This window comes from Phenylobacterium sp., assembly GCF_031412415.1.
Classification (GTDB): domain Bacteria; phylum Pseudomonadota; class Alphaproteobacteria; order Caulobacterales; family Caulobacteraceae; genus Phenylobacterium.
Window position 1 is genome coordinate 1 of sequence record NZ_JANOCX010000363.1, and the last position, 10456, is coordinate 10456.

Here is a 10456-nt window from a genome sequence, read left to right on the forward strand (position 1 = left end):
CGCTCGAGCGCGGGCGCCGCGGGCCTCACCCAGCTGATGCCCGCCACGGCGGCGGAACTGGGCGTGCGCGACCGCTTCGATCCCGAGGAGAACCTCTCCGGAGGCGCGGCCTATCTCGCGCGGCAACTCCTGCGCTTCCAGGATGTCAGGCTGGCCCTCGCGGCCTATAATTCCGGTCCCTCGCGCGTGGCCCGGCTCGGGCGCGTGCCGGAGATCTCCGAGACGAAGGCCTACGTGGCGAAGGTCGTCGAGTGCTTCCTCGCCCTCTCCGCCGGCCGTCAGGTCAAGAGCGCGGGGCAATGCCGCCCGCCGGAGGCCGGCCCATGACGTTCCCGGACGACGCCCCGGCGCCGACGCCCCCCTCCGAAGACGACCTGCTGACCCGCTCGGAGGCCTCGGTGTTCCTGGCCGGCCTCGGGGTTCGGTTGAAGCCTGCGACCCTGGCGCGGATGTTCTGCGTGGGGCGCGACGGGCCCGCCTGCGTTCATGTGAGGCGCAAGCCCTACTACCCCCGGGGCGAGCTGGCCGCCTGGGCGCGACGCCAGAGAAGCCGCCTGCGACGCTCGGCCCGCGAGCCCTGGTCGACGGAAGGACCTTCCACATGAGCAGTCCCGATATCCTCCACGCCGGCATGCGGCGGTCGGGCGATCCTCGCCCCACGCCCGAAGGCCTGCTCGCCGATCCCGCGGTCAGCACGCCGCTCAAGCTCGTCCTGAAGGCCTGGCTCCGTCGCGATCCCGTGGACGCGGCGAGGGACGCGGCGCTGCTCACCCTGGCCCTGGAGCGGATCGCCGACGAGGCCTGCGGCCTGACCCTCGACAGCCCGCGACGCGGAGGTGGCGATGACGGCTCCTGGCTCTGAGACCTTCGACACGGCCGGCGACCGGATCCTGCCTTGGGGCAAGGTCAGGGACCTCGCCGGCATCAGCCGCACCACGGCCTGGCGGCTGCAGAACGCCGGCGACTTCCCGCGGCCAGTGGTCATCTCGCGCGGCCGGGTCGGCTGGCGTGAGAGCGAGGTGGCGGCCTGGAAGGCCTCGCTGGCGCCCCGGGGTGAGGTCGCACCCCCGCGCGGGGCGCTCCTGGCCTATCGCGAACCTCGCCTCTCGCCGGCCAGGCCGGCGGCTTCGGCCTCGGCTTCGCCGGGCCCCCCACCCGCGCCTTCCCAGGCGCCCCCGCAGACGGCGGCGGCGGCGAAACTCGTCACGCCCCCGCCGATCGTCGAGACGCCGCCGAAGCGCCGCGCCCGGAGCCGGCGCACCCATGCCGATCAGATGAGCTTCGACTTCTGAGCGGTTGAGCCCTGGCCTGAATCGGCGGAAGTCGCGAACCTCCCTCTCATGCTCCGCCTCCCCCGTTCCTCGCGCCGCGCACCAGGGCGACATGGGCGCGCCTTCGTGGCCGCGGCGACCGTCTTCCTCGCCGGCCTGTCGTGGTCCGGCGCGGCGGCGGCCGATCCCTGCCTGGCCGTGCCCGACCAGGGGCCGACGCCGGCCTACCTATCTCCGGGCTCGAGCTTTTCAGGCCCGGTGGTGGAGGTGATCGATGGCGATGGCCTCTGCGTCAACACCGGGGGCGGCCCTTCGGACTGGGTCGAGGTGCGCCTGGCCGACTTCTACGCGCCGGAGCTCTCCACGCCGGAGGGACGGGTCGCGAAGCGGACCTTGGAAACCGCCAGCCTGGGTCGCCGGCTCGATTGCGTCGCCGAGCACCGCAGCTACGACCGCATCGTCGCCCGCTGCCGCCTGAACGGGAGACCGCTCGGGGACCTCCTGCGTCAGGACGGCGCCGCGGAAGGCGGAAACGCCTACGAGCCCATTGCGGGCGCGGCTCGGGAGCCCACCGGTCCGGGCCGCGCCACGGCGCGCGAGACCTGGGCGTTGCTGAGGACCCTGCCGGCCGAAGTGCTCGCCGCCGTGCTGGTCGTGCTGGGGATCGCTCTCGTCCTGATCTGGCGCGCCCTTGGCCGCCCCACCCATCGCCCGGCGACCACCCGACAGCGCAGACCCGCGCCCGCCGCGCGCAGGCCCAAGCCGGTCGGACCACCGGCCGCCAACCGCACCAAGCCCCCCCGCAAGCCCGCCCCCCGTCGGCGACAACGCTGAGGACCGGTCGGTTCGGCTTCGAATTCCGGCAATGCTCCAACTCAGACCAGCGTGCGCGCTGACGCGCCTGCGCCCGGATCGCCAGCGGGCGCGTTCCGGGATCTAACCCGCGGATCTGAAGGCCGAGACGCCCATGGGCGGCCGATCGCGCCTCCGAAAAACCGAAGGACGTCTCGGCGTCACGCTGAGTTGCTGCCTGAGGGTCTCCCCGAGACCTTGGTCGGCGAAGCCGACGTCCACGGCGATCATCTCGACAAAGTGCTGGCGATCGTCGCACGCGAAACCCGCGACCCCGACGATCTCGGGCCGGGCGCCGCACGGGCGGCGTGCGACGAACAGGGGTCCGGACGCCGCGAAGCGGATCAGCCAGCTCGGCGTCACCTCGCGGTTGGACAAGGGCTTCAACAGACGGGCGATCTCGGCGATCGCCTGATCGTCGATTTCCGCCGCGGCGAGCCGCACGACCTCCAGCTCGTCATTCCGTCCCATCGGCGCCTCCGACAACAGCTAGGCCATAGGCGCGTCCGATTCGCGCCGCCGGGGAAGATCGCGGCCGGCCCAGGCCCGGGACGGCCCTAGCCGTTGGTCACCAAACGCAGCCGGGGCGACTGCGACGAGGTGGGACCCTCCCCGTCACGCGGCGGTGTCAGCCCCTCCACGTGTCGGCCCCAGGCCTCGAGAGCCTGGCGCTTCTCAGGCAGGTACTCGTTTCGGTCATAGACCGCCGTCACGGCGGCGCCGTCCTGGACGGTGTGCCCCAGGACCTTGCCCACCACGAAGCGTCGGAAGCCGTAGCGCTCGCTGGTGAGCATCGTCGCCGCGGTGCGCCGCATGTCGTGGGGCGACCCGGGCGGCAATTCGAGGCGCGCGCACATGCGGCTCACCGCCCGCGTCATCGCATGGGGATCGAGATGGGCGCCGGCCTTGGTGGGCGACGGGAACACGAAGCCGTCGCCCTGGGCGCCCGGGAGGCGGCGGACGCGCCGCAGCACCTCGATCGCCTGAGGCGAGAGCGGCACCACATGATCCTGCCGGTTCTTCGTCCGCGCCCCGGGGATCGTCCAGGTTCTGGTCGCCTCGTCGATCTCCAGCCACCGGGTGCCGGCGGTTTCGGTCCGCCGGGTGAGGGTCAGGATCAGGAACCGAAGGCCCAGGGCCATCTGCGGCGCCATGCGGGCATGAGGATCGCAACGCCCCTCCTCGGCGCAGGACGCATCGTCCAGAAGGCCCAGGAGACCGCAGAGCGCGGCGTCCGTGAACAGCCGTGAACGCGATCGCGGCGCGATGGGCCTTGTGAGCCCGAGGGCGGGGTTGGCCTCCACCAGGTCTCGGTGCAGGGCGTAGGCGAAGAGCGCCCTGAGAACATCGCCGATGCTGGCGATGCTGGACGGGCTGAGCCGGCCGGCCTCCACAAGTCCCTCCATGAAGGCCCGGATATCGGCCCGTTTCAGCTCCTTATATCGGTGCGCGCCGACAACAGGTTTCAAGTGCTTCTTCCAGAGCCCTTTCTGACGCTCTATTGTCGAGGCCCTCAGCGGATGCCTGCGACCTCCGTGGATCCCGATCGCGGCTGCTTTCCAGTAGCCTGCGGCCAACTGCTCCAAGGTCTCCCCTGTTTTCGCCTCGTGGCGCGCGGTTTGGCGGGTTCCGGCGGGGTCTCCGCCCTCAACCACCTCGAGGCGGAGAACCCCAGCCTTCAGCCGGGCCATGGCCAGGCTAAGGGCCGGATAGTCCCCCAGGGCGAGACGTCTGCGGGCGCCGTTTGGCGCGGCGTAGCGGACCACGAACGCCTTACAGCCATTGGGATAGACCAGCACCGACAGCCCCCTTGCCTTGGTGATGGCCCGCTCGTAGCGTGCTACCTCCGGTTTGAGAGCCTGGAGCTCGCGATCGGTGTTGATGGGGGACCTCACGAGTGACCCCCTCGTTGAAGGAGGCGCCTCGATTTAGGGGGGCGCATTGGGGGCAACTCCGACAGAACTGGACGATATCCGTTGAAGCGCATCGGAAGGGTGATTTCAAGTATTTCAAAGTGTTGGAACAACCTGAAAAGGCCTGAATACTTCCTTTTCAAGATTCACACCGAGGGGGTCACAGGTTCAATCCCTGTCACATCCACCATTCTTCCCTCTATAAATTCAGTGGCTTGAAGACGTCACGCGGTCGACGGCCGCGCGCGGGAAGACGGCGAGGGCTACATGGGCTCATGCACCTCGGCTTCCAATGCGAGGACATCGAGGACATCGTGCAACGATTCCAGGACTCGGGCTTCGCTTCGCGCCACGACGTGAACATCGCGCAGGGACTGGGTATGAATCCGGCCAAGGACAATGCGGAATACAAGATGCAAGGGCCCGAGGGCGTGATGATGGATGTCTCCGAGCGCGGCTGGATCGGCGCCGCGACCTTCAAACCGAAGCCGCAATGACCGCCGTCACCCCGCCGACCTCCCGGGCCGCCGCCGAGGCGCTGGACGCCGCCGATCCGCTGGCCGCTTTCATCGACGAGTTCGCCCTGCCTCCCGGCGTCATCTACCTGAACGGCAATTCGCTCGGGCCAAGCCCCAAGGCGGCGCTGGCACGGGTGACCCAGGCGGCGACCGAGGAGTGGAGCCGAGACCTGATCACCAGCTGGAACCGGGCGGGCTGGTTCCTACTGCCCTATCGGCTGGGCGACAAGATCGCGGGCCTGGTCGGCGCCGAGGCGGGCGAGGTCGTGATGACCGATGGCACCAGCCTCAACCTGTTCCGGATGGTCGCCACCACGCTCGCCATGCGCCCGGACCGCAAGGTGATCGTCATGGAGGGGAGCAATTTCCCGACCAACAACTATGTGGTCCAGGGCCTGATCGAGACCCTGGGGCGCGGGCATGAGATCCGCTTCGCCGAGAAGGACGAGATCGCGGACGCGATCACCGACGACGTCGCCGCCGTCGTGCTCACCCAGACCCACTACAAGACCAGCCACATCCTCGACATGGCCGCCATCACCGCCCGGGCGCACGCCGTCGGCGCGCTGACCGTGTGGGACCTGTGCCACAGCGCCGGCGCCATGCCGGTCGACCTCAATGGCTGCGGCGCCGACTTCGCCGTCGGCTGTACGTACAAGTATCTCAACGGCGGCCCCGGCAGCCCGGCGTTCCAGTTCGTCGCCAAGCGCCACCAGGGCGTCGTCGCCCAGCCGCTGACCGGCTGGTGGGGACATGGCGCGCCGTTCGCCTTCGACCGCGACTATGCGCCGGCCTCGGGCATCGGGCGGACGCTGACCGGCACGCAACCCATTCTCAGCATGGTCGCCGCCGAGGCCGGGCTCGACATCGCCGAACGCGCGGGGCTGGAGCCGTCCCGCGCCAAGTCCAGGGCCATGGGCGCGCTGTTCCTGTCGTTGGTCGAGGCGCGGCTGGGGGATGCGGGCTTCAAGCTGGGCAGTCCCGCCGATGCCGAGGCGCGCGGCGGCCACATCGCTCTGGAGCACCCCCACGGCTATCCGATCATGAAGGCCCTGATCAGCCGCGGCGTGATCGGCGACTTCCGCGCCCCGACCACGATCCGCTTCGGCTTCTCGCCGCTCTATCTGCGCTACGTCGACATCTGGGACGCCGTGGAGACCCTGCGCGACATCGTCGAGACCGGCCTTTGGAAAGACCCGGCCTTCGCGGCGGTCGACGCGGTCACCTGACCCGTCGGTCCTATTTCGCGGCCGAGTGGTTGGCTTTGGATGCCGCGGCGATCCACCGATTGACCCGAGTCTCCAGGATCGGAAGCGGCAGGGCGCCGGCGCCCAACACCATGTCGTGGAAGGCGCGCAGATCGAAGCGAGGCCCAAGCGCCTGGCGCGCCTGGTCGCGCAGAGCCAGGATCTTGACCATGCCGACCTTGTACGACGTCGCCTGGCCGGGGCTCACGAAGTAGCGGCGGATCTCCGACCGGATCTTCCCCACGGGCTGGGGCGAATTGGCGGTGTAGAACTCCAGCGCCTGGCTCTCGCTCCAGCCCTTGGCGTGGATGCCAGTGTCGACCACCAGCCGTATCGCGCGCCAGATCTCGCGGCCAAGCCGGCCGAAGTCGCTGTAGGCGTCCTGGTAGAAGCCGGCCTCCTTCGCCAGCAGTTCCACATAGAGGCCCCAGCCCTCGATATAGGCGCCGTAGCCGTACTGGGTGCGGAAGACCGGGATCCCGGTCATCTCCTGGGCCAGCGAGATCTGCATGTGATGGCCTGGCCAGCCCTCGTGGTAGGCGGTGCCCTCGATCTCGTAGGTCGGCGTCGCGCGCGTGTCCGACAGGTGGACATAGAACACCCCGGGCCGCGAACCGTCAGGCGCTCCGGAACTGTAGTGCGCCGCCCCGCCCGGCTCCTCGCGGAAGGACTCCACCCGCTTCACGACCAGGTCCGACTTGGGCAGCCGGCCGAAGTACTCGGGCAGCCTGGCTTTCATCGCCGCCAGGTAGCCCTCGGCCAGCTTCAGATAGCGCGCCCGGCCGGCGTCGTCGTTGGTCACGTAGAAGCGGTCGTCGCTGCGCATGAAGACAAAGAAGTCCTGCAACGAGCCCGTGAACCCGATCTTGGCCTTCAGCGCCTCCATCTCCGCGCGAATCCTGGCGACCTCGGCGAGACCCAGCGCGTGGATCTGTTCGGCGGTCATGTCGGTCGTGGTCTGCTGGCGCAGCATGGCGTTGTAGTAGGCCGCGCCGTCCGGCAACGCCCCGGCGCCCTGCGGTTCGGCGGAAGCCAGGACGCGATCGGCGGCCAGCCATGCGCCCAGCCGGTCGTAGGCGGGCTTCATCTTGGTCGTCATGGCCTGGGCGACGGCCTTGGTCAGCGCCTCGGCCTTCGCGTGGTCGATCCTTCCCGCCGCCTTCAGCGCGGCGACCTTGGTTTTGGCGTCGGCGAACAGGGCCGAGTCGGCGCCCCCGTCGAACGGCGCGCCGGTGGTCAGTCTCCGAACCTCCCCAAGCGACTGCTCGTAGGAGAACCGCGGCATCCGCACGCCCATGGCCGCGGCGCGCTTGGCGCGATCGACCTGAGTGTCCAGCGCCGGACCGATGGCCTCGACCCGCCTGACATAGGCGTCCATATCGGCCGGGGTATCGACCTTGTGTGTGTTGATCATGAAGTTGGGCAGGGTGGTGTGCGGCCCGCCACGGTCGAAGACATAGACATGGCTCCGCCAGCGATGGGCCTCCTCGGCGCGATCGAGCTCGAGGGCCCACATGTCGTACGAGGTGCGGGCGTCGTCGCCGAGCTTGGCAGGATCGAACCGACGCTTCATCTGCGCGACGCTCTCCCGCCGCCACGCCAGCCGCCGCTCAAGGGCCGCCTCGCGGCGATCGGTGAGCCTATCGTTCAGCGTCTTGCGGCCCAGGCGGGTGAGCCGCTCCGGCTCCATCGCCAGCTCCTGTTCGAAGGCCTCGTCGAGATAGGCCGTCAGCTGTTGATCGGCGCCAGCCTTGGCCGGCTGGGCCGACGACAGACCAGGCGCCAAGCTAGCCGCCGCCACACCAAGTCCGAAATTGCGCCGCGAAAGCCGCATCGAGATTCCCCTCGCCGAAACACTGAGCGGCGAGCCTAGTCGGCTTCGTTCACGGCCGACAGGCGCCCTGGACGGCGCGGGCCCCCGACCGGATCAGCGGGTGGCGGCCTCGGCCTGCGGCGGGTCGAAGGAGCGGCTGGTCTCGAGCGTTGTCAGGCTCGCGGCGAACGCCGCCGACAATCGCCAGCCGAAACCCCGGACGGTCTCGATCACATCGGCGCCGAGCTTTCGACGAATGCCGTGGAGGACCACATGCACCCCCGACAATGTACGATCGGCGGCGTCATCCTGGTGCGGCAAGGCTTCGTCCAGCGCGTAGACGTCCAGCAGGCGCGGATGGGCGCCCTTGAGCGCGGCGATCACCGCGATCTCCTGGGGCCGCAGGCCGATCATCCACGGCGCCACCTCGATGGCCTCGATGTGGACGGCGCGAAGCTGTGTGAGGAGGACGTCGATCTGCGCGCGCGCCGCGCCGAGCTGGTCCTCAAGTTCGCGAACCCGTGGCCGCCGTAGCGGCTGGGCCTCGATGTCGCGAGCGGGGAATTTCGACTGATAGCTCAAACGGGCGCCCCGGCGTACGAGGAGTCGACCGTATCGAGGGGCAGGCCGGGACCTGGAGCCGTAAATTGCAACATCGGAGCCTTGAACCTGGGGGAAGGGCTGGCAGGCCACGAATCTAGCCGCTGGCGCGCGCACCGGCGTTGAGGCCGTTCGCCGCATAGGCCCGCACCGCCGGCCCTGTGTCGGGCCCGCTCCAGCCGTCACCGCGCGTTGGACCCTTGTCGCCTATGGGGTTCGGCAAGCCGGTCCGAGGCACGCGAACCCCTACCCCTGCGTCACTTTGCGGCGATCGCCGACTCCTCGAGAGTCTCGGTCAGCAGCGTCGCGAGCCGTGTCGCGACCTCCGCCTGCCCGGCCAAATCGGCGATCAAGTCCTGTCGAATCTCCAACTCCAGATAGTCGAGCCCCCGCGGATCGGCATGGAGGGGGACCGTGTTGTCGATCTCATCCATCCGGTACGGCTGGTTGTCGCCCGCCGCATCCCCCAACTCTCGGATCAGCAGGCCCAGCATGCGGTCGGATAGGCGCGAGTCGCCACGATGCAGGACTCCGATGCGCCACGGGCGAACATGACCCTGAAAGACCGGCGTGAAGCTGTGGAGCGAAACCAGCAGGGTCGGAGCCCCCGCCCTCGCCCGGCTGTCCAATTCACTGGCGATGGCGGTCTGGTACGGCAGGTAGATCGCGTCATGGCGGGCGACGGCGTCCGCGGGACGAAGGCCGGCATTGCCCGGGATCGCAACGGCGTCGCTCACCTCGGGGATCGAGCCTTCACTCCCCGGCGCGCGGTTGCAGTCTATGACCAGGCGCGAATAGGCCTGATGGATGAACACCGCGTCCAGATTGAGGGCGAGACGCTCGCCCAGGCCCGCCACACCGATGTCCCAAGCGATGTGCCGGTCCATCGCCGCAGGCGCCAGGCCCAGTCCGCCGAGCCGTCGCGGGATCGCCCGGCCCGCATGATCGCCCACGAGCAGGAACGGCGATGTGCCGCCTGGATTCGTCACAATCACCGGCGACAGATCGTCCCGACCCAGCAATAGGTTCGACGCCGCCTCTGAATCGGCGCAGCTGTTAGTCAATGCCGATCCTCTCGATCCGTCATGTCACGCGCTATCGGTACCGCAATCCCGTAGCTCTCGGCGAGCATCGCATGATGCTGCGTCCTCGGGAGAGCTATGATCAGCGCCTGCTGGACTGCGATCTCACCATCAGCCCCACCCCCAGCCGCCTGCGCTCGGTGCATGACGTGTTCGGCAACTGCGTCGAGGTGGCGGGGTTCACCGGCCGCACGACGGAGCTGGTGGTGGAGAGCCGGGTTCGCCTGGAGCACACGCCCCGCCCCGCCTTCGCCGACCTGGACGGCGAGATCGAGGTCTACACGGGCGCGATGCCCTTCGCCTACAGCCCCGACGACCTGCCCGACCTGCGGCTCTCCATGGCGCGCCAGCAGCCGGACCCCGAGGGCCTGATCGACGCGTGGGCGCGCCGCTTCGTTCGCAACAAGGGCTCGACCAGCCTGCAGAGCCTGCTCAGCGAGATGACCCAGGCGATCTATGCGGATTTCAAATACAGCACCCGGCTGGAAGCCGGCGTCCAGACCGCTCTGGAAACCCTGGCCGCGCGCAGCGGCTCCTGCCGCGACTACGCCGTTCTGATGATGGAGGCTGTTCGCAGCCTGGGCCTCGCGGCCCGGTTCGTGTCGGGATACATCTACAGCCCCTATTCCAACGCCGAGCACGCTCGTATCGGCGGCGGTCACACCCATGCCTGGGTGCGGGTCTATCTGCCGACCTGCGGCTGGGTGGAGTTCGATCCAACCAACGGCATCGTGGGCAACGCCGACCTCGTTCGCGTCGCGGTTTCGCGCGATCCGCGCCAGGCGGTTCCGCTGTACGGAACCTGGGCAGGCCTGCCCTCCGATTACCTCGGTATGGACGTTGAGGTGGACGTGCGCGCCGAAAGCGAGCTCACCATGCAACCTCCTCACCCTCGAACCGTTGGGGCGACCTGCTAGCCGCACCCAGGGAGACATAGATGCGCATCCGCACGGGCTTCGAGATCACCTACGACTGCCCTGCGCCGGTCCCGATGATGCTGACGCTCAGCGTCCATCCCTCGCGTCGCGATGACCTGGAGACACCTGACTGGGTGCGCACCGATCCGTCGCTGGACGTGCGCCAGTACATCGACGCCTTTGGCAATATCTGCAGCCGCGTGCTGGCCCCGGCGGGACGGCTGACGATCTCGGCCGACTTCG

The 10456-nt window shown here is 69.1% G+C and carries 13 protein-coding genes and 1 pseudogene; 9 read left to right on the top strand and 5 right to left on the bottom strand.

Annotation, left to right across the window (positions count from 1 at the left end; all coding sequences use genetic code 11):
- The 5 genes from RMO04_RS17290 to RMO04_RS17310 form a co-directional block, all read left to right on the top strand.
- Positions 1-327 (top strand): lytic transglycosylase domain-containing protein (locus RMO04_RS17290; RefSeq protein WP_309646011.1); only part of this gene is annotated, 327 nt, incomplete at its 5' end.
- Positions 324-605 (top strand): hypothetical protein, encoded by a 282-nt coding sequence (locus RMO04_RS17295; protein ID WP_309646012.1) that lies wholly within the window; start codon positions 324-326, stop codon positions 603-605. The genes RMO04_RS17290 and RMO04_RS17295, both read left to right, overlap by 4 nt.
- Positions 602-862, top strand: coding sequence for a hypothetical protein (locus RMO04_RS17300; RefSeq protein ID WP_309646013.1), 261 nt, complete (start codon positions 602-604; stop codon positions 860-862). Before RMO04_RS17295 ends, RMO04_RS17300 begins: the two co-directional genes overlap by 4 nt.
- On the top strand, positions 843-1292 hold the full coding sequence (locus tag RMO04_RS17305) for an AlpA family phage regulatory protein (protein WP_309646014.1): 450 nt from the start codon (positions 843-845) through the stop codon (positions 1290-1292). Before RMO04_RS17300 ends, RMO04_RS17305 begins: the two co-directional genes overlap by 20 nt.
- Before the next feature lie 105 nt (positions 1293-1397).
- On the top strand, positions 1398-2105 hold the full coding sequence (locus RMO04_RS17310; protein WP_309646015.1) for a hypothetical protein: 708 nt from the start codon (positions 1398-1400) through the stop codon (positions 2103-2105).
- Positions 2106-2207: 102 nt separating this feature from the next.
- On the opposite strand, the gene RMO04_RS17315 is transcribed toward RMO04_RS17310, so the two are convergent.
- Positions 2208-2594, bottom strand: a complete 387-nt coding sequence (locus RMO04_RS17315) for a hypothetical protein (protein ID WP_309646016.1) — start codon at positions 2592-2594, stop codon at positions 2208-2210.
- An 86-nt stretch (positions 2595-2680) separates the two neighbouring features.
- Complete coding sequence (locus RMO04_RS17320) at positions 2681-4018, bottom strand: integrase arm-type DNA-binding domain-containing protein (protein WP_309646017.1); 1338 nt, start codon at positions 4016-4018, stop codon at positions 2681-2683.
- A gap of 293 nt (positions 4019-4311) precedes the next feature.
- On the opposite strand from RMO04_RS17320, the gene RMO04_RS17325 reads away from it, so the two are divergent.
- Both RMO04_RS17325 and kynU read left to right on the top strand, forming a co-directional pair.
- Complete coding sequence (locus tag RMO04_RS17325; protein WP_309646018.1) at positions 4312-4533, top strand: hypothetical protein; 222 nt, start codon at positions 4312-4314, stop codon at positions 4531-4533.
- Complete coding sequence (gene kynU / locus RMO04_RS17330) at positions 4530-5783, top strand: kynureninase (protein WP_309646019.1); 1254 nt, start codon at positions 4530-4532, stop codon at positions 5781-5783. Before RMO04_RS17325 ends, kynU begins: the two co-directional genes overlap by 4 nt.
- Before the next feature lie 10 nt (positions 5784-5793).
- Here kynU and RMO04_RS17335 read toward each other — a convergent pair whose 3' ends face one another.
- From RMO04_RS17335 to RMO04_RS17345, 3 genes are all read right to left on the bottom strand, one after another.
- A complete protein-coding gene (locus tag RMO04_RS17335; protein WP_309646020.1) occupies positions 5794-7635 on the bottom strand; it encodes a DUF885 domain-containing protein in 1842 nt (613 codons plus the stop codon).
- Between the two features lie 93 nt (positions 7636-7728).
- Entirely contained in the window at positions 7729-8196 is a 468-nt protein-coding gene (locus RMO04_RS17340) for a hypothetical protein (RefSeq protein WP_309646021.1), read from the bottom strand.
- Between the two features lie 275 nt (positions 8197-8471).
- A complete protein-coding gene (locus RMO04_RS17345; protein ID WP_309646022.1) occupies positions 8472-9209 on the bottom strand; it encodes an N-formylglutamate amidohydrolase in 738 nt (245 codons plus the stop codon).
- A 68-nt stretch (positions 9210-9277) separates the two neighbouring features.
- On the opposite strand from RMO04_RS17345, the gene RMO04_RS17350 reads away from it, so the two are divergent.
- Positions 9278-10213 carry a transglutaminase family protein gene (locus tag RMO04_RS17350; RefSeq protein WP_309646023.1) on the top strand — a complete coding sequence of 312 codons (936 nt, stop codon included), beginning with the start codon at positions 9278-9280 and terminating at the stop codon, positions 10211-10213.
- A gap of 20 nt (positions 10214-10233) precedes the next feature.
- Positions 10234-10456: pseudogene (locus RMO04_RS17355) on the top strand (transglutaminase family protein); the annotation flags it as partial.